We start from the raw sequence: 18,678 nt of genomic DNA, 5'->3' as shown, positions 1-18,678 counted from the left end.
TCATTCAGTGACGCCAGGACCCATGGGGCAGTTCAATGTGCCTTTCGGCCTTGGCCAGTGCGGCATTCAGCGCCTTCCGGTTCAACGGAATGCAGTAAGCGGGCTTGGCCCGTTCGAATCGCCAGCTTTCATCAAGGTTGCCGGCGTCTACCGCATCAAATCCCACCTCGTCCAGCAGCTGTATGGCCAGCGCCTTCGCCGCAGGGTCATCGGCGGCGACCGGCAGTGCGCGTCGGTCGTGCGCCGTCCCTGGGCGAGTATCGCGGCTGAGGTCATCGGCCAGGATCGCATTGAACACCTTCACCACATGGGCGCGAGACAAGTGCTCGGCAAGCAGTCTGCTGGTGGTGGTTTCAAACCTGTCGAGCGCCGGGATAGGGCCGTCCCGATCAGGATAATAGTTGTTGGCATCCAGCACCGTTTTACCTGCAAGCCATTCGGCCGGCAGGGTTGGGTAGTGGTTGAAGGGAATCGCCACGAGAACAACATCGCCAAACTGCGTGGCGTCTTCGAGGGTACCGATCTGCGCGCCCGGGATTTCGGTGACCACGTCGCCCAGGGTTTGCGGCCCGCGTGAGTTGCTGAGCATGACTTCATGGCCTGCCGCGATGGCCAATTGCGCCACTGCGCGTCCGATGAAACCCGCCCCAATAATGCCGATGCGCATGCGATGACTCCTATGGTGTGCTGGAAGCGGCCATGATGATTGCGAACCAGCGGCAGATAAATAATCATCAGTCGCTTAGTCTCGTTACCAGGAGTGTTGAATCATGGACCGTCTCAGCAGCATGGAAGCCTTTGTCACGGCGGCAGAGTGCGGCTCCTACGCCAGGGCGGCCGAGCGCCTGGGGCTTTCGCCGCAGATGGTCGCCAAACATGTCGCTGGGCTGGAGCATCGACTCGGCGCGCGGTTGCTGAACCGCACCACGCGGCGGCAGAGCCTGACCGAACTGGGCCACGCGTACCTGGAACGTTGCAAGCACATCCTCAGTGAAGCGAAGGCGGCGGACTCCCTTGTAGAGATGATGAACGACACCCCTCGCGGCAAGCTGAAAATCAGCGCACCCATCACCTTCGGCTCTTGCCGCCTCATGCCCTTCGTGACGGAATTCCTGCGGCTGCATCCCGAGATTGAAATCGATCTGCAATTGACGGATCGCTTCGTTGATCTGGTTGAGGAGGGGTTCGACATCGCGTTCAGGATCGGCCCGGTGGACGTGTCCAGCCTGACCGCTCGGCCGTTGGCGCCTTATCAACTGGTGGCCTGCGCGGCGCCTGGCTATCTGGCCGAGCGCGGCGTGCCGCAACGTCCGCAGGACCTGAGCCAGCATGAATGTCTGGGCTATGCCTGGTGGTCGCGGCCAACTGACCGCGAGTGGGTGTTCTGCAAGGGCTCAACGGTGGCGCGGGTTCAGGTGGCCAGTCGATTGAGAGTCAACGAAAGCCGCGCGCTGCTCTCGGCGGCGCTGGACGGATTCGGCATCGTGCTCGGCCCTTGGGATTTCCTCGAACCCGCCTTGCGCAGCGGCGCGCTGGTGCGACTGTTGCCTGACTATGAGGCGCCGAGCCGGCCCATGCATATGATCTACACAGGCAGCCGGCAGCGAACGGCCAAGCTGCGCCGATTCATCGATGCGACGATGGTGCGTTTCGGTTAAGCCGTAGCGGGGCGGGTGGCGATGCCAGGCTCAGACATTGGCAGCCATCAGGCATCGAGCTGGCCGTCAGCGTCCTTCGGCGTGTCGATTCGCAAGCTGTCCCATACCCGCATCACTTGGGTGATTGCGGCGTCCAGTGTTTCAACCGTCGCACCGTCGCGGGCCAAAACCGACATGCCCAGCATGAAACTGTCGAACACCGTGGCCAGCGCGACCGGCGCCACCGTTGCAGGCAGTTCTCCCGCCGCAATGGCCCGTTCGATACACGCGACAATGGCAGCGCGGTTCAAGGCTCGCGCCTCCGCCAGCGGCTGCGAGATGGTTTTGCTTTCTTCCGTGGACGCACTCAGTAAACCCAGTGACACCAGGCAGCCCTTGGGATGACCTGCCTCGCATTGCATTTGCGCCGAGCACCGCAGCGTGCGCTCGATCGCTTCCCTGGGGGCGAGCGCGGTGTCGAACAAACTGTCGGTCACGCGTCCATGGGTGTTCAGGTAGCGCGCCATGACTTCATTGAACAGCGCCTGCTTTGAGCCAAACGCTGCATAGAAGCTCGGCGCGGTGATGCCGCCGCCGATGCTGGCCTTGAGCTGGCTGAGTGACGTTGCGTCGTAGCCATGTTCCCAAAACAGATGCAGCGCCTGGGTGATTGCCACGTCACGGTCGAACGTGCGCGGTCGTCCCATCTGAGCCATATGGACCTCCATTCAAGTCATATAAATACTAGTCGATACATAAGTGATTGACTACCCGGCTTTAGCTCTCTAGATTGCTACCGATCAGTATATTAGTCGGAGGATCGCACGATGACCCATGAGAAAAAGGCCACCAGGCTGCCGTATGGGGCGCTGCTGGCGCTGGCCATGACCGGTTTTATCTGCATCGTGACGGAGACGCTGCCGGCAGGGCTGTTGCCTGAAATAGGCGATGGCCTGGGGATCTCGGCGTCATTGGCCGGCCAGATGGTGACGGTGTACGCCTTGGGGTCGTTGCTGGCCGCCATCCCGCTGACCATTGCCACGCGCAGCTGGCGGCGCAGGACGGTGCTGCTGGTCACTGTCGTCGGGTTTCTGCTGTTCAACTCCATCACCGCGCTGTCTTCGGTTTACTGGCTGACCCTGATCGCGCGATTTTCCGCAGGGGTTTCAGCGGGGCTGGCCTGGAGCCTCATTGGCGGCTACGCAAGGCGCATGGTCGAGCCGGCCTCGCAGGGCCGCGCCATGGCGGTGGCGATGGTGGGTACGCCCATCGCGTTGTCACTGGGCGTGCCCCTTGGCACCTGGCTGGGGGGTGCGATCGGTTGGCGGATGTCGTTTGCCGCAATGTCCGGACTGACGCTGGTGTTGATCGCCTGGGTGCTGATCAAAGTGCCGGACTACCCGGGTCAATCATCTTCCCGGCGCATGCCGCTGCGTCAGGTGCTGATGACACCGGGCGTGCGTGCCGTCCTCGGCGTGGTGCTGACCTGGATGCTCGCCCACAACATTCTCTACACCTACGTGGCGCCCTTTGTTTCCCTCGCTGGATTGAGTGCCCATGTCGATCGGGTGCTGTTGGTGTTCGGCATTGCCGCGCTGCTGGGTATCTGGGTCGGGGGACGTCTGGTTGATCGTCATCTTCGCACCGCGGTGTTGCTGAGCCTTGCCACCTTCGCCGGGGTTTCGGTGTTCTTCGGGATGTTCTCGGGTTCTGCGGCGGCCATCTTTTTCGGTGTCTTTGTCTGGGGCCTGACCTTCGGCGGCGCCGCCACACTGCTGCAAACCGCGCTGGCTGACGCAGCAGGTGAGGGCGCCGACGTGGCCCTGTCGATGAACGTGGTCGTCTGGAACAGCGCGATCGCCGGCGGCGGGGTTCTGGGTGGCGTGCTGCTCGGTCACTGGGGCGCGGGCGCCTTTGCGTGGGTGATGGTGCTGGTGCTGCTGATCAGCCTGGCGATTGCTTTTCGTGCGCGGGCCCATGGGTTTGTGCAGGGTGAGAGGGTTGCCGGGCAAGTGGTTGGGGCTCATTAAGATTTGCGCCGCTTAACCGGTTGACCGGGCGGCGCTCTTCCCGTCGGGCAACGCCGGCTCGCGCACCAGCGTGATACTCAGCAGCACCGCGGCGCCCAGGCAGAGCGCGATGCACGACAGCGCGATGGTAAATGCGTGAGTGATGGCTGCCGGGTCAGTGCGTCCATCCAGGATCGTGTAGAAGACCCCGCCGATCACTGCAACGCTCAATGCTGTGCTGATTTGCAACGTCGAGCTGGCGACCCCGGCGATCATGCCCGAATACGCCGGCGCCACGCGGCCCGTCACCATGCGCATGAGCGTAGGCAGCGCGAGCCCCTGTCCGAAGCCGATCGTGAACAGAAGGGCGGCAAGCAGTGCCGGCACCGGGTACACGCCGGCCGGCGTCGCACTGAGCAGCCACATCATGCTGATAAAGCCGGCCGACTCCAGGCCCATACCCGTTGCATTGACGTACACGCCGAGCGCCCGTTTGCAAGCGGGCGCCAAGAGCGGCCCGAGCAGAAATCCGGCGCCGAAAGGCAGAAACACCAGCCCCGCGCTCAGTGCCGATGTGCCGAGCGCGCCTTGCAGGTAGATCGAGAACAGCAGGAAAAACGGGGCGATCGTGTAAAACAGCAGCGCGATGACGAGTGCGCGACCCAATCCCGGAACATTCAAAGCGTGGGGATCCAGCAGTGGCGAGCCGCCAGCATCACTCAGTCGCGCTTCGTAGCGCCAGAACATCCACGCCAACAGCGGCACTGCCATCAATGAAACCCAGGCCCACAGCGGCCATCCTGCTTCTCGCCCTTCGATCAGCGGCACGATCAGCGCGGCCAGGGTCAGGATCGAAAGGGCCACGCCACCCAGATCGAGTGTGTTCGGATTTCGCGCACGGATTTCCTTAAGCACAGGTATGCCGAACAGCAAAACCAGCGCGGCAACTGGCAGGTTAACGAGGAAAATGACCCGCCAGCCCAGGCCGAACAGGTTCAGCGAAATCAGAATCCCGCCCAAAGCCTGCCCGATGACCGACGCCAGTCCGAACACCGCACCGTACAGACTGAGCGCAAGGGGCTTTTCCGAATCCGGGAAGATGGCCTGCACCGATGCCAGTGCCTGTGGCGCCATCACAGCGGCTGTTATGCCCTGCAATACGCGTCCTGCGATCAACGACCAGGGCGACCAGGCCAGCCCGCACAACAATGACGCCCCCGCGAAGCCAGTCAGACCGATGAAAAACACCCGGCCACGGCCATAGATGTCACCGAGCCTTCCACCGGTGATCAGGGTCACCGCATAGAACCCGGCATAGGCGGAGATGACCAGTTGCTCAGCGGAAGCGCCGGCACTCAAGTCCTGCTTGATCGATGGCAGCGCGACGTTGACGATAAAAAAGTCCAGGGGCGGCAGGAGGGCACCGACCAGCAGAATCAAAAACATCGCCCAGCGTCGCGGATCAGGCGACAACGTATCCTTCGCGAACATGGGTAAACCTCCATACGCAACGGCGGCGCTGCGATCGGATAAGAAGGGGGTCAATCAATCGAGGCGCGCATCGCCGCTGCAAGGCGTGATGCGCCGTTCAGGCAGAGCGGTTTCAGACGCGCTCGAACGTTTCCGAACCCGCGATCGGCGCCCAGTTGAGCAGCGGTGTCAGGAAGTGCAATTCGAAACGACGGGCGCTGAATCGCCACTGATCGTCGCGCCGCTCGAAGCGGTCGTGGTAAAGGCCGCTGACCTGTACCGGACCCTTTTCGCGATCATGAAACAGGCAGTCTGCTGCGACTGTTGCGGTCGCCATCGTCCCCTGAATCTGGATCATGGGATTGGACATCCAGTGATGCATATGCGGCAACTTGATCCAACTGGTGTGCGCCATGGCGGCGATCTCTTCAAGGTTTCGTCCAACGCCGAAATCCGGCAGGTCCAGCGTCGCGTCGGGGTGCCAGAGGCTGCGCAACAGATCGATGTCCATCAGGTCGTAGGCGTTGGCGTAGCCGGAAATGAGCGATTCGATCGCCGCGCGGCTTTCCAGCGCTTCAAGCCGCGCAGCGAGCATTTCAATGGTCATGGTGTTTCCTCGGTAGCGTATCGGTTGGGTGCCCAACGGGCGGGGTTGCGCGATGGTGGCGAAGGCGGACCAGTCTCGATCGCCCAGGCCCTGGGTGATCGCCGCTGACATGCCCGCGCGTACCACCCTTGTGGCAGGCAGCTCCAGGGCAACGGCTTCGGCGGCCCTCAGCGCCAAGTCCACATCTTTCAAGCCCAGGGACAGCTTGAAGCCGGGCTCGTGCACGCGGTTGGCGACGTAATGCCCATAGCGCTGGTAACTCGGGCAGGCGAACAGGGTTTGAGTGACGGTTTCAACGAACGCCGAAGGGGGCAGACCGTAGGCCTCTACCAGGCGTGTCGCTTCGCCCAGGGATTCAATGGCCTGGGTGATCATCATGTTGCCGGCGATCTTGGCGATGCAGGCCTGCACAGGCCGGTCGCCCATCCGCCAGGTCTTCTTTCCGAGCACATCCAGCAGCGGCTGGGTCTTCTCGATTGCGTCAGCGGCGCCGGACGCGAGGATGTTCGCCTCACCCTGAGCCATGACCGCCGGCACCCCGAACATCGGGGCCGCGACCAACTCGATGCCTGCCTGCTCGTGACTGTCTTGCAATTCGTTGATCAAGGCAGGTGACAGCGTTGACATCACAATGTGAATGCAGCCCTTGCCGGCACGCGCCAGCGCATCGGAAGACAGCAGCACCTGCCGCACCGCCCGATCATCGGCGAGCATGCTGATGACCACTTCCTGCTCAAAAGCCAGCGCGGGGTCAGTCAGTGCGATTACGCCCTCAAGATCTGCCAGCGCCTGAGGGCTACGGTTCCAGGCCCTCACGTGATGACCTGCCGCCATCAGCCGCAGGATCATCACCCGGCCCATGCTTCCCACCCCGATAAACCCGATGTTCATCAATGCCCCTCTGCCTATGGCCTTTTTGCTCGAGGCGCCATTGTGCGAGCCATACAGTTGCTTAGGGACTGCCATTGCTGCATCTTCGGCGTTCACTTTTGTACGAGGTACGCCATGGACTGGAATGACCTGCGCGTCTTTCTGGCCGTCGCCCGCGGCGGTTCCCTGGGGGCCGCTGCAAAGCTGTTGGGCGTCAGCCACCCCACGGTGGGGCGGCGCCTGCATGTGCTGGAACAGAGCAGTGGCGAGGTGTTCTTTCGTCGTACGTCAACCGGCCTGGTGTTGACCGACAGCGGTGAGCGCATCTTCGAGCTGGCCCAGGAGATGGAGCGCACCGCGCTGACGATCGAACGGCGCATCGCCGGCGAAAGCGCACAGTTCGAAGGCCTGCTGCGCATCTCGTCGGCGGACTGGTTTGCCGGCTACGTGCTCGGGCCTGTGCTGGCCGAGCTGATCCGGCGCCACCCCCTGATCGTGCCCGAACTGATCGCCGGACAACGGCTGTCCGACCTGACACGCAGGGAAGCGGACATCGCGTTTCGGATCGTCCCTTTCACCGAGCCGGACATCGTCCAGCGCCGCTTGACCACGCTGAACTACGGTCTATACGTGGGCGCGCAGCAGGCGTTTTCTCCGGGCACGCAAGGCCAAGGTGTCGGTCTAATCACCATGGACACCGCGCAATCCCATTACCCTGACGTCGTCTGGCTGCGAGGTTTGTACCCGCAGGCCCCGGTCGTGTTCACCAGCAGCAGCCGAACCGTGCAAGCCCGGATGTGCGCCCTTGGCCTTGGCATTTGCGTACTGCCGCGCGCTTTGGGAGATCAGAGCCCCGCGCTCAGGCGGCTAGACGTTGGACAGGCGCCGCCCGGGCGTGACATCTGGATGGGTTACCACCACGACATGCGGCAGATGGACCGGCTTCGCGTATTCGCGGAACTTGCCGGGCAGATCATTGGCGAAGACTGATCCTGGGTGATCTCAGGCATCAGCCTCCGGCACATAGGAAGCGACACCGTTGCCGAATGACCAGTCATGCTTATCGTTATTCGAGATGAACACTTGGATGTCCTCGCGGCGCATGCCGGGGCGGGCAGTGAGTTGATCGGCGATGGCGCGGTAAAGCGCCTGCCTTGTCGGCGTGTCGCGCCATCGGTTGGCCAGGATGTGTATGAACACCACGTCATCTGTGCGCTTGACGTTCAGAAAACCCGGGTCATAGAAAAACAGGTCTTTCTCGTATTGATCGATGACCTGAAATCGGTCGTCTGGCGGCACGCTGTAAGTCTCGACAAGCGCGTGGTGAACACCATCGGCGATGGCGCGAAGTTGGGCAGGGGTTTTGCCTTTGAGCAGCGATATTCTTACGAATGGCACGGCAGCGTTCCTCTATGTGAGTGCGAACATTGAGATTGCTCGCTCTGTTCATATCGGAATAGCAGTAAGATCAGTCGGATATCATCAGGTATTCCGGTAGATCGACATGCACGGATTTGACATCGAACAGTTGAAGACCCTCGTCGCTGCGGTGGATGCGGGCAGTCTTACGGCAGCGGTGCCCCTCCGGTATCGATCGCAGTCGGCGCTGAGCGAACAGCTCAACAAGCTGGAGGAAGCCGCGGGCGAACAGCTTCTGGTGCGCAGCAAGCAGGGCGTACGCCCCACCGCGGCAGGTCAGCGCCTGATTGGCCATGCTCGTCAGATACTGGCGTTGTCGGATGCGGCCTGGCGAGACATGCACCGGGTGCCCCTTGAGGGCGAAGTCCACATCGGTATTTCCGATTACGTCCGGCCGAGCCAACTGGCGGCTTTATTGGCGCGCATCGCTGAGCAATACCCCGGTTTGCGGATGCGCACCCAGATCGACAAAAGCGACGTCATCGCCGATGCCCACGGTAGCGGCGCGCTGGATCTGGCGATCATCCTGCGCACGACGGGGTCGCCTTCCTCATCATCCGAAGAAGCCCAAGTGCTGCGCACGGAATCATTGATGTGGGTGGCCGCCCGCAGCAAGCCACTTCCGCCTAAAGACAGGGTTATCGAACTCGCGCTGCTGCCTGAAACCTGCTCGCTGCACAGGCTGGCACGCAACGCATTGGACGCACACGGCATTGCCCACGTCGTCGCTCATATGGCCTCCGGTGTGGCCGGGCTTCAGGCTGCGGTGGCGGCGGGGCTGGGCGTGGCATGCCTCAATGCCTCCGCGATCATCGAGGCCGACATGCTGGAGGTCACCGGTCTCAATCTGCCCGCGCTGCCCACTGTGGACATCGTTTTATTGCCGGCTCGCTGCCGGGGAGGTGTCAGTGAGCGATTGCAAGCGGTGGGGCAGATCATTGCAGCGACGCTGGCGCCTTAGCCTGCGCCCGATGCCGCTTGACCTGCCCTTGGATGAACCTGCCGAACAGCGCTGATCGGCCACACTTGCGCGACGGCGAACAGCACCTCAAACACCGTAAACCCGAGAATCAGAACACTTGCGCCCTGGGCAACCGCGTAAAGCTGCCAGGTGGCGAACAGCGTTCGCGCCAGTGCGTCATACAACCCCACCCGGCGGCTCGGCTGCGCGAGGCGCCACAACGACCAGACCACCACCACGCTTCCGAGCAGGTTGGCGAACAGCATGCCGCTGACGTCCAGCACCGGCACCGGCCGTTCCAGTGCCAAAGCGCCCGATAACGTGGCGAAGCCGGTGAGCACCCATGCTGCCGTCCAGGGCGTCATGAAGCCCGCTGTCACCACCAGGTCGTAGATGGCGCTACTTTTGACGATGCCCAGATTGTTTTTTGCGCTGATCATGATCTTCCCTCACAGTTGAGCCCGCAGGCTAAAGCCTGGTCTTAGGTCCAGAGTCAACGTGAGCATTGAACGTCATGAAAATAGGCGAAGTGGCGGTGCGTGCGGGGGTGTCCGTGGATGCATTGCGGTTTTATGAGGCCTCCAGCGACATGCTGAGAGGATTATTCGCCGAGAAAATCGCGTTGCTGGACGAGCGGATCGGGCAGATGCACGCGCTGCGTAATCTGTTGGCCGAGCGGGCGGGGCAGGTCTCTCCGCTGGTGGGCGCTGGCGCCGCTGACGTGCCCTGAAGGACACGTCACCTCGCAATACACCGACGTCAGTGACGACGCCTTCAGTCGCACAACGCCTGGCTGCGACGCATCGCAATCGGCCGCACCAGGCTCAGCAAGCCCGCCAGAGCCATCGCCGCACCGACCCAGAGCGGTGATCGCAATCCCAGGCCCGCGTCGATTGTCACACCGCCCGCCCAGCTGCCGAACGCCAGTCCGGCGGTGATGACCGAGGTGTGCATGATGTTCACCAGCGCGCCGGGCTCGGCCGCTGTCATGACGCGCGCGACCATCGCGGGGTTCAGCGCCACGCCGGTCAGCCCGAGGGCGAGGAAGCACATCAGGTTGAGCCACAGGTGATCCCCGGCCAGGGCGAAGCCCGACAACGCGAGCACCATGATCGCCAGGCCCCAGCCGACGATCGCCATCATGTAGCGATCCGCCAGTCGGCCCACCACCCAGTTGCCCACCACGTTCGCGACGCCATACAGCGCCAGCAGCGGTGCGACGAATTTCGGCGCGACCCCGACCTCCTGAATAAGGATGGGCGTGCAGTAACTGAACGCGGCAAAGGTGGCGCCGATGATCAACCCGCTGGTGAGGTACGCCGCCCAGAGGGGCGGATTTCTCATGTCGGCCATTTGTTGGCGCAGTGGCGGTTCGCTGCCATTGGCGCTCGCCGGCAATCGCTTGCTCGCCAGCACCGTGCAGAGCATCGCCAGCACCACCACCAGCCAGGCGCTCGCACGCCAGCCGAAGTGTTGCTCGACCCACGTGGTCAGCGGCACACCTACGACAGGGGAAAGCATCAGGCCGGCAAGGACCACCGACACCGCTCGGCCGCGTCGTTCCGGGGTGACCAGGCCTGCGCACACCGTCATGCACAGACCGATACAGACGGCACTGGCAATGCCCATGACCACGCGCGCCGCAGCAAGCACGAGATAACTTTGCGCGGCCGCGGCGATTGCGCCGGCCACCACATAACAGATGAGCAGGGCGATCAACGAGCGTTTGTTGCTGACGCCTTTGGACAGCAGCAGGACGGTCACAAGCGGACCGCCGATGGCCATGCCCAAGGCGTAGAAGGCGATCAGGTTGCCAACCTGGGCGAGGCTGACCGAGAACGCGTCGGCCAGTGCGGGCATCATGCCGGCGACCATGAATTCGGCCGTCACCAGCGAGAAAATCGTCAGGCCCAGAAGGTAGACGGTGGAGGGGAGTTTGCTGCGGCTGGACATGGGGTTCCTGAGGGGTAAAGAAGGCCGGCTACCCTAGGGATTGAGGCGGGGCAGGTCAACAGGCAATCGAGTCACTTTCCCGGGAAACGAGCGGCCGCTGCATCATTTCGACGTCCGGGTTTGCATCGAGAGCCATTCACCGCGCGTCAATTCCCAGAGCTCTTGAACCATCGGACCCGAGACGAAATGGCCGTCCCGGCGCTCGATCAGTCGCATGCCTTCGCGCTGAGAAATCCTTCGCGATGCTTCATTGCCCGCCGCTTTGGGCACCTGCATCACCGGCCGCTGCAGCGTTTCGAACCAGAAGGCGTTGACCACCTTACACGCCTCCTGGATATAGCCCTGGCCGCGCCACTGCGGCGCCAGCCAGAAACCCCTGTGGTTTTTGAGCTGATCGTGCAGGCTGATGCAGCCGATCACCCGCGCCGGTTCTGCTGTCAGGCGCAGGGTCCAGTGCCATTCGCGCCGCTCTGCCATGGCAGGAAGCGCAACGTCGCGGGGGTAGGTCAGCGCGCCGTCGTCGGGATAGGGCCATGGCACATGGCTGTCCAGATACTGGACCACGTCCCATTGGGGAAACAACTGTTGAATCACGGGCGCATCGGTCAACAGTAGCGGGGCGAGTATGAGTCGAGCCGTGTGGAGCGTGGGGCTTTCCATGCGGGTTTCTCCCTGCAAGCAGTGCAGCGATATTGATGCCATATACCGGGGATAGGGAACAAGTGTCCCGCGATTTGACTTTCGGACGTGGTTGACCTCGGGCGTCGGATCCTGGCTATTGCCGCACTGGCGAACTCGGAGTGGGTGCGGGCGTATGAGTGCAATCAAGGCGATCTGTATCTGTTTGACCCGGTAGTGCATCGGTAGCATCGAACACCCTTCATTCGCCGAGGCCGCCATGAAACTTACCGCCATTCCATTTGGTACGACCGACTGGTCTAAAATCGAAGCCGTCGCGTATCAGGGTGAGACAGGCACAGCGCTCTGGCGCACCTGCCAGTTTGGCGATGCGAGGGTGCGCATGGTTGATTACAGTCCCGGCTACCTGGCCGATCATTGGTGCAAAAAAGGACACATTATTCTGTGCCTTGAGGGTCAGCTCGACACCGAGCTCGAAGATGGCCGGACATTCACCCTGACCCCGGGCATGAGCTATCAGGTGGCTGACAACGCGGAGGCGCATAGGTCTTCGAGCGCTGTGGGCGCAAGGCTATTCATCGTTGATTAGTGCTGCGGGTGTTCGGGGCTTGATACAGGCAAGGTTTGCCAGTGGGGCTGGGTAACCGGGTGATACAGGGCTGAACGCACGTGATCAAATCGAACTCCCGGGATTCAGCCCCGGTCAGAGCATGACGGATGCACCGTCACCCCTTATTCAATCAGCGGCACTCGTTTGCCAAAGGATCTGATCATGCTCGGAAAGAAATACCTCCCTCATCTGCTGTTCACCGCAGTATGCGCCGTCAGCAGCTTTTCCTACGCGGCCGAACAGCCAAGCGTGACGATGGATCGACCGGGCGCAGGGGTCAAGGAAATCAAGGAAGGCGACAACGCCCCAGACCAATATCAACGTCCTAGCCTGGCCGTCAAAGACTGGCGCGCACGTCACCTGGCCGCACCGGACGAGAATCAACAGTGGGTGCAGATCAAAGACAAATATGCGTTGATTGACATCCCTACCGGGACGATCAAACAGATGGTGCCGAAGGCCAAAGGGCACAAGTAATGTTGGGGGCTTGCACTGCGTTTCCCAGCCATTGACTGCGGCGCGCCTCACGGCGCATTACGGGCTAACGCCGGTCCTGGTCAATGCGCGGTGTCTGCCAGCAATTTTGCAGCACTGGCCAGTCGGGGCCAGATGTGACTGTAGGAGCCGGCTTGCTGGCGAACCCGCTTGAAGTCTCGCTGCGGCAGCGCTTGGACCATCGCATTCGCCAGCAAGCCGGCTCCCACAGTGATATTCCGTACATTCAGTGGGACCGGCTTTAGCCGGGAAGGGAGGTGCGCGCGCGCTGTCAATCTTGCGGCGTGCCACATGACGTCTTCCCGGCTAAAGCGGGTCCTACAGTGGGTCCCATCGCCCGCTTCACTGGACGCACGCAGTCTCTGGGTAGGACCGGCTTCAGCCCGGAAGAGGCTTGTCCGACGCCCTTAAGGGCAAATCCCCATCCAGATAAAACTCATCCAGTTGTGGTGGCGGTACGCGAGTACCGGATAGCATGGTGTGAACCTGCCCACGATGGTGAATCTGGTGCTGGAACAGATGCAGCAACAGGCGATCCACTCGTTCCGGAATAATGCCCGTCGCCCGTACCACGCCAGTTCGACGACTCAGCGCTTGCTCGTCCAGACCTTCGCAATAGGTAACAAGTCGTACGTCTGCCGCGGTTTGGAGATGGACGATTTCCGGCAGCGACAAACGCTCAGGCAGATCCTGTCGTTGACCTTCCAGATCAAAAATCAGCGCCGCCAGGTAAAACTGATCCACATCAAGAATGTGCCGCAAGGTCAGCTCGATCGAGGGAAAAAAACCTGTTCGCGGCGCCAGGTATTCTTCGTCGCTTAAGCCAAGGCATGCCGAGAGCAAGCGCCGGTTCGACCATTGATTATTGTGTGCCTGCGCCAGATAGTTGTTCATCGAGAGGGCCTGGGTGGATAGCTCGAGTGAATGTAGTGAATTGAACGGTGTTTAGTCACCCACCGTTTCTTGCCGCGACTGGAGGGCTGACTGAAAGATGCCATGAAACCCCGAGATGCTCATCCGACGAAAGCCTCTGAACCGGTACTAACAATCAGGAACTCTGCCGGTCCAAGCTGTTCGCCGAACCGGTTGCGACAACGGGTTCACAGGTCGTCAGTATTCCAGGCAGGAGCAGCGCATGAGCATCACCCCCACTTTCGATATCCGCAATTATGGCGCCAAGGGCGACGCCGTCACTGACGATACCGTCGCCATTCAAAAGGCAATTGATGCCGCAAGCGCTGCGGGTGGGGGCAAGGTTTACATCCCTGGCGGCACCTGGCTTGTCGCGGACAGCGACGGTTCGGGCAACGCCCTGGCGCTCAAAAGCAACGTTACCCTCACCGGCGATGGCGCCGGTGACAGCGTGCTCAAGCTGGCCGAGGGTGCCGGGTCGAATACCGCCTCTCTGTTGGGCGTGGTGGCAGGCAGCACCGTGCGAGACGCAATCGTCAGCAACCTTTCGCTGGATGGCAATCAGGTCAGCGGCGGCGGGCAGGTCAGTGGCTGGTCTCAGTCAGGGGCGAGCAGTACCAATTTGCTGATGGACGGCGTCACGGCGACGAACTTCAGCGGCAGCGGTTTCGACCTCACCGGCGCGTCGGTGCATTTGACGGTGCGCAACAGCACGGCCACAGACAACGCTTCCGACGGTTTCGTACTGGGCGGGTCGCTTCCCGCATTGACCTTTCAGGACAACCGCGCGCTGGACAACGGCGGCAATGGCATCAATGTCGGCCTGGGCGGCGTGGCGATGTCGCTGACCGACAGCCTCGCTTCCGGCAACGCTGGCGACGGCATTCACGTCCATGAAGAAAGCGGCGTCGATACCGGCTTTTTCAGCGTCATTGGCGGCGACGTCTATGGCAACGGCGGCGACGGCGTGCACATGCGCGGTATCGAATACGGCGGCGTGTATCGCCTCGACATCCACGACAACGGCGGCTCGGGTGTCAATCTGCAAGGCACGACCCACATCGAAGTGTCCAACAACGTCATTCACTCCAATGCGCAGAGCAACGACGTGCCGGAAGTGGCTATCCGCAACCTGGGCAGCGAAAACGGCACGCAGAATTTCGTTTACGACAACCTGATCACTGGCAGCGCCGGATCCACCTTTGGCGTGGCCGAGGTGCCGTCGGACGCGGCGAGCGTCGAGGGCAGTGTGATCTTCGGCAACGTCATCAACGGCACTCATTCGGGCGACATCAGCGCGGCGGGCAACGACAGCCAGGTCTACAACAACAGCGATGTGCTGATCGTGCGCGGCAGTGCCGGCGCCGACACGCTGATCGGCAGCCGCTCGGACGAACTTATCAGTGGCGGAGCAGGGCGCGATCGCATCGATGGCGGCGCCGGTGACGACGTCATTCATGGCGGCGCAGGCGCGGACCGCCTCAGCGGTGGCACCGGCAGCGACGTGTTTCGTTTCACCTCGGTCAGCGACAGCTATCGCACGGCGACCACTTCTTATACCGACCGTATCACCGACTTCGACGACGCCAGCGACCGCCTCGACATGACCTTGCTGGGATTGTCCGGCCTGGGCAATGGCCACAACGGCACGCTGAAGGCGACGTATAACGCTGGCACCGACATCACTTATCTCTCCAGCCTGGACGCCGATGCCGCCGGCAACCGTTTTCAACTGGCGCTGGACGGCAATCACGTGAGTACGCTGAGCGCGGCGAATTTCTTTTCGTCGATTACCGGCACGGCCAGTGACGACAAGCTGCTGGGCACCGCTGCGGATGACGTGCTGCTCGGCGGTGCCGGGCGCGATACGTTGTCAGGCGACGGCGGCGCAGATCGGCTGGTCGGCGGCAGCGGTGGCGACACGCTGACGGGTGGGGCCGGCGCGGACACCTTCATCTACACCAGCATCAGCGACAGCCTGCGCAACGATGCCAGCGGCAGTTACGCGCAACGCGATCTGATCAAGGATTTCAACAGCAACGGCCATGATCGCCTCGACCTCACCGCGCTGAATTTCAAGGGCCTGGGCAACGGTTATGACGGCACGCTAAAAGTCGTGTTGAACCTGGCCGGCGACCAGACCGCGCTGAAGTCGCTGGAGCCGGACGCCGACGGCAACCGCTTCGAAATCCTGCTCAACGGCAATCACCTTTATGACCTGACCGCCAGCAATGTGCTGTTCGCCAACCCGGACGACACCCGTGTTGATTCCTCCCAACCGCTGACCTCGGTGAACGCCACTGGCACCGCAGGCGCCGATACGCTGTATGGCGACTGGGGCAACGACACCTTGTTCGGCATGGCGGGCAATGACGTGCTGGCCGGCAGCGTCGGCGATGATTTACTGGTGGGCGGTGCCGGCAGCGACAAGCTCACCGGCGGTTCGGGTGCGGACACGTTCCGCTTCGACCACATCAGCGACAGCTATGTCGGCGCGGCGGATCTGATCACTGATTTCACCACTGGCCACGACACGCTGGATGTTGCCGCGTTGGGTTTCACCGGCCTGGGCAACGGTCGCGACGGCACCTTGCAGGTCAGCTACAACGCCAACAGCGATCGCACCTACGTGCGCAGCAACGAAGCGGACAGCGCTGGCCAGAAATTCCAGGTCACCCTGGCGGGGGATTACAGCCACACTCTGAAAGCCGATGACTTCGCTTTCAGCGCGGCAGGCGATGCGGCCGAGATCAAGGTCGTGGGCGTGGCAGCGCCGATGGACCATGTGGTGTTGTCCGACGCCTGATTCACTGGATGCATGCTGTTTATGAGTGGGACCGGCTTCAGCCGGGAAGAGGCCAGCCCGAGCACCTTCAGCTGCGCGGTGGCGGCTGACGCCTTCCCGGCTAAAGCCGGTCCCACAATTAGTCCGCCGCCAGTCCCATGCAAGGGTGCGCAGTCACTGCCACTGCACCCACTGACTTCAACCTGTCACATCCTCGCCCCTGAAATGCCACATTGAAACCGTAATGTCCTCGCCAATGAGATCGATCTCAAGCGAGTGATCATGAGTGACCTGAAAGACGTCGCCCGGGTGGCCGGGGTTTCCAGAGCGACCGCTGCCCGCTGTTTCGCCTCCCCCGAAGTGGTGCGCCCGACGACCCGTGACCAGGTATTCGCCGCCGCGCGAGAGCTGGGTTTTCGGCCCAATCTGCTCGGTCGTCAGTTGCGCCTGCAAACTACCCAGCTCATTGGCGTGGTCGTGCCGAGCCTGCTTAATCCGGTGTTCGCTGAACAGTTTCAAGCCATGGAGCGCGCTGCGCGGCTACGAGGCTACAACCTGTTGCTGGCGACCACCGATTACAGCGCCGAGCGGGAAAGCGCGGTGGTTGAAGAGCTGCTGCGCCAGCGCGTCGACGGGTTGGTGCTGACGGTCACCGACGCCCACAGCAATCGCGTGCTGCAAAGTCTCAGCACCGAAGACACCCCCTTTGTTCTCGCCTATCACCAGCCCGGCAGCACCGAATACAGCGCCGTCTCGGTGGATAACCGCGCCGGTATGGCCCTCGCCACACGCTATCTGCTGGACGCCGGTCATCGACGCATCGGCATGGTGGCGGGACCGACCCTGCAGTCCGACAGAGCGCGGCAGCGCTACGCCGGTTATTGCGACGCAATGTCTGAACACCGCTTGAACGCCATGCCCATCATCGAAATGCCCAGCCACACCCAGGCCGATTTCAGCGCCCTCGCGCCGCTGTTAAACGGTCCTCATGCACCCACGGCGCTGGTCTGCTCCAACGATTTGCTGGCGATCAGCCTGATCGCCGAACTGCGCCGCCACGGATGGGCGGTGCCGCAGCAGCTGTCGATCATCGGTTTCGACGGCATTGCCATCGGTACTCAGATGCACCCGACCCTGTGCAGCGTGGTCCAGCCCGTCGCCGCGCTGGCAACCACCGTCATCGATCAATTGCTGGCGCAGATTGCCGGCGCCGCCCCGACTTCCCATTGCCTGCCGTGCCACATCCGGCCGGGCGAAAGTACTCAACCCTACAATCAACCCTACGAGGAGACGCTCCATGATCCGCTTCAGTAAAACCCTGGCGGCCCTGGTGTTGTGTGGCGTAGCCAGCCTGACCCAGGCCGCCGAAACCGCGATTTGCTACAACTGCCCGCCGGAATGGGCGGACTGGGGCACCCAGCTCAAGGCCATTGCCGACAGCACCGGCGTGCAAGTGCCGCTGGACAACAAGAACTCCGGCCAGTCCCTGGCGCAGCTCGTAGCGGAAAAAGCCGCTCCGGTGGCGGACGTGGTGTATTACGGCGTGACCTTCGGCTTGCAGGCGCAGAAAGCCGGTGTCGTCGGCACCTACAAACCCAAGGGCTGGGAGCAGATCCCCGCAGGCTTGAAAGACCCCGAAGGCCACTGGTTCGCGATTCACTCCGGCACCCTCGGCATCATGGTCAACGTCGATGCACTGGGTGGCTTGCCGGTCCCGCAGAGCTGGGCTGATCTGCTCAAGCCGGAATACAAAGGCATGGTCGGTTACCTCGATCCGTCCAGCGCGTTCGTTGGCTACGTCTCGGCCGTGGCGATCAACCAGGCCATGGGCGGCACCCTGGATAACTTCGCGCCGGCCATCGACTACTTCCAGAAACTGGCGAAAAACTCCCCGATCGTGCCCAAGCAAACCGCTTATGCGCGGGTGCTGTCTGGCGAATTGCCGATCCTTGTGGACTACGACTTCAACGCCTACCGCGCCCGCTACAAGGACAAGGCCAACGTCGCCTTCGTCATCCCGAAAGAGGGCAGCATCAGCGTGCCGTACGTGATGAGTCTGGTGGCCAATGGCCCGCATCAGGCCAACGCTGAAAAAGTGCTGGATTTCGTGCTTTCCGAGCAGGGCCAGGCGCTGTGGGCCAAGGCCTATCTGCGCCCGGTGCGCGCCATGAAGATGCCGGCTGACGTGGCGGCGCAGTTTCTGCCAGACAGCGATTACGCCCGCGCCGGCGTGGTGGATTACCAGCACATGGCTGACGTGCAGGAAGCTTTCGCCGCGCGTTATCTGAGCGAGGTCAAGTAAGTGAGCAGC

19 protein-coding genes are annotated in these 18,678 nt (G+C 62.2%); 10 read left to right on the top strand and 9 right to left on the bottom strand.

All coding sequences use genetic code 11. The features are described from left to right. Positions 1-4: 4 nt before the first annotated feature. Positions 5-667, bottom strand: coding sequence for an NADPH-dependent F420 reductase (locus ACQKEN_RS07980; RefSeq protein ID WP_427684927.1), 663 nt, complete (start codon positions 665-667; stop codon positions 5-7). A 103-nt stretch (positions 668-770) separates the two neighbouring features. On the opposite strand from ACQKEN_RS07980, the gene ACQKEN_RS07975 reads away from it, so the two are divergent. Continuing rightward, positions 771-1,658 (top strand): LysR family transcriptional regulator, encoded by an 888-nt coding sequence (locus ACQKEN_RS07975; protein WP_427684925.1) that lies wholly within the window; start codon positions 771-773, stop codon positions 1,656-1,658. 47 nt (positions 1,659-1,705) lie between these two features. Here the strand turns inward: ACQKEN_RS07975 and ACQKEN_RS07970 are convergent, their stop codons facing one another. Further along, positions 1,706-2,353, bottom strand: a complete 648-nt coding sequence (locus ACQKEN_RS07970) for a TetR/AcrR family transcriptional regulator (RefSeq protein WP_427684923.1) — start codon at positions 2,351-2,353, stop codon at positions 1,706-1,708. 111 nt (positions 2,354-2,464) lie between these two features. Between ACQKEN_RS07970 and ACQKEN_RS07965 the strand changes: the two genes are divergently transcribed. Beyond that, positions 2,465-3,667, top strand: coding sequence for an MFS transporter (locus ACQKEN_RS07965; protein WP_427684921.1), 1,203 nt, complete (start codon positions 2,465-2,467; stop codon positions 3,665-3,667). A 12-nt stretch (positions 3,668-3,679) separates the two neighbouring features. On the opposite strand, the gene ACQKEN_RS07960 is transcribed toward ACQKEN_RS07965, so the two are convergent. Together ACQKEN_RS07960 and ACQKEN_RS07955 are read right to left on the bottom strand one after the other, a co-directional pair. Further along, on the bottom strand, positions 3,680-5,137 hold the full coding sequence (locus tag ACQKEN_RS07960; RefSeq protein ID WP_427684919.1) for an MFS transporter: 1,458 nt from the start codon (positions 5,135-5,137) through the stop codon (positions 3,680-3,682). A 112-nt stretch (positions 5,138-5,249) separates the two neighbouring features. Continuing rightward, positions 5,250-6,614 carry an NAD(P)-binding domain-containing protein gene (locus ACQKEN_RS07955; protein WP_427684918.1) on the bottom strand — a complete coding sequence of 455 codons (1,365 nt, stop codon included), beginning with the start codon at positions 6,612-6,614 and terminating at the stop codon, positions 5,250-5,252. Positions 6,615-6,728: 114 nt separating this feature from the next. Between ACQKEN_RS07955 and ACQKEN_RS07950 the strand changes: the two genes are divergently transcribed. Continuing rightward, positions 6,729-7,583 (top strand): LysR family transcriptional regulator, encoded by an 855-nt coding sequence (locus tag ACQKEN_RS07950; protein WP_427684916.1) that lies wholly within the window; start codon positions 6,729-6,731, stop codon positions 7,581-7,583. A gap of 12 nt (positions 7,584-7,595) precedes the next feature. Here ACQKEN_RS07950 and ACQKEN_RS07945 read toward each other — a convergent pair whose 3' ends face one another. Beyond that, complete coding sequence (locus tag ACQKEN_RS07945) at positions 7,596-7,991, bottom strand: tautomerase family protein (RefSeq protein ID WP_272634534.1); 396 nt, start codon at positions 7,989-7,991, stop codon at positions 7,596-7,598. A 106-nt stretch (positions 7,992-8,097) separates the two neighbouring features. Here ACQKEN_RS07945 and ACQKEN_RS07940 point away from each other — a divergent pair, with 106 nt between their 5' ends. Continuing rightward, a complete protein-coding gene (locus tag ACQKEN_RS07940) occupies positions 8,098-8,973 on the top strand; it encodes a LysR family transcriptional regulator (protein WP_427684914.1) in 876 nt (291 codons plus the stop codon). Here the strand turns inward: ACQKEN_RS07940 and ACQKEN_RS07935 are convergent. Next, a complete protein-coding gene (locus ACQKEN_RS07935; RefSeq protein WP_427684912.1) occupies positions 8,970-9,413 on the bottom strand; it encodes a hypothetical protein in 444 nt (147 codons plus the stop codon). The two genes, ACQKEN_RS07940 and ACQKEN_RS07935, sit on opposite strands and share 4 nt — an antisense overlap. Positions 9,414-9,487: 74 nt before the next feature. On the opposite strand from ACQKEN_RS07935, the gene ACQKEN_RS07930 reads away from it, so the two are divergent. After that, positions 9,488-9,703, top strand: a complete 216-nt coding sequence (locus ACQKEN_RS07930; protein ID WP_427684910.1) for a hypothetical protein — start codon at positions 9,488-9,490, stop codon at positions 9,701-9,703. Positions 9,704-9,747: 44 nt separating this feature from the next. Here the strand turns inward: ACQKEN_RS07930 and ACQKEN_RS07925 are convergent, their stop codons facing one another. Together ACQKEN_RS07925 and ACQKEN_RS07920 are read right to left on the bottom strand one after the other, a co-directional pair. After that, a complete protein-coding gene (locus ACQKEN_RS07925; protein ID WP_427684908.1) occupies positions 9,748-10,926 on the bottom strand; it encodes an MFS transporter in 1,179 nt (392 codons plus the stop codon). Positions 10,927-11,028: 102 nt separating this feature from the next. Next, complete coding sequence (locus ACQKEN_RS07920) at positions 11,029-11,586, bottom strand: GNAT family N-acetyltransferase (protein WP_427684907.1); 558 nt, start codon at positions 11,584-11,586, stop codon at positions 11,029-11,031. Positions 11,587-11,824: 238 nt separating this feature from the next. On the opposite strand from ACQKEN_RS07920, the gene ACQKEN_RS07915 reads away from it, so the two are divergent. After that, the gene (locus ACQKEN_RS07915) at positions 11,825-12,154 is read left to right on the top strand and encodes a DHCW motif cupin fold protein (RefSeq protein WP_427684905.1); all 330 of its coding nucleotides are present in this window, start codon (positions 11,825-11,827) and stop codon (positions 12,152-12,154) included. Between the two features lie 183 nt (positions 12,155-12,337). Continuing rightward, the gene (locus ACQKEN_RS07910) at positions 12,338-12,652 is read left to right on the top strand and encodes an RcnB family protein (RefSeq protein ID WP_427684903.1); all 315 of its coding nucleotides are present in this window, start codon (positions 12,338-12,340) and stop codon (positions 12,650-12,652) included. 396 nt (positions 12,653-13,048) lie between these two features. On the opposite strand, the gene ACQKEN_RS07905 is transcribed toward ACQKEN_RS07910, so the two are convergent. After that, positions 13,049-13,564, bottom strand: coding sequence for a DinB family protein (locus ACQKEN_RS07905; RefSeq protein ID WP_427684901.1), 516 nt, complete (start codon positions 13,562-13,564; stop codon positions 13,049-13,051). Positions 13,565-13,805: 241 nt separating this feature from the next. Between ACQKEN_RS07905 and ACQKEN_RS07900 the strand changes: the two genes are divergently transcribed. The 3 genes from ACQKEN_RS07900 to ACQKEN_RS07890 all read left to right on the top strand — a co-directional run bounded on the left by ACQKEN_RS07900 (position 13,806) and on the right by ACQKEN_RS07890 (position 18,669). After that, the gene (locus tag ACQKEN_RS07900; protein ID WP_427684899.1) at positions 13,806-16,388 is read left to right on the top strand and encodes a M10 family metallopeptidase C-terminal domain-containing protein; all 2,583 of its coding nucleotides are present in this window, start codon (positions 13,806-13,808) and stop codon (positions 16,386-16,388) included. 261 nt (positions 16,389-16,649) lie between these two features. Next, entirely contained in the window at positions 16,650-17,681 is a 1,032-nt protein-coding gene (locus tag ACQKEN_RS07895) for a substrate-binding domain-containing protein (protein WP_427684897.1), read from the top strand. Next, the gene (locus tag ACQKEN_RS07890; RefSeq protein WP_427684895.1) at positions 17,665-18,669 is read left to right on the top strand and encodes an ABC transporter substrate-binding protein; all 1,005 of its coding nucleotides are present in this window, start codon (positions 17,665-17,667) and stop codon (positions 18,667-18,669) included. Before ACQKEN_RS07895 ends, ACQKEN_RS07890 begins: the two co-directional genes overlap by 17 nt. Positions 18,670-18,678: the final 9 nt, after the last annotated feature.

The sequence above is a fragment of the Pseudomonas sp. NPDC078416 genome, assembly GCF_050268485.1.
Lineage (GTDB): Bacteria > Pseudomonadota > Gammaproteobacteria > Pseudomonadales > Pseudomonadaceae > Aquipseudomonas.
This window is presented reverse-complemented; position numbering and strand designations above follow the sequence as displayed.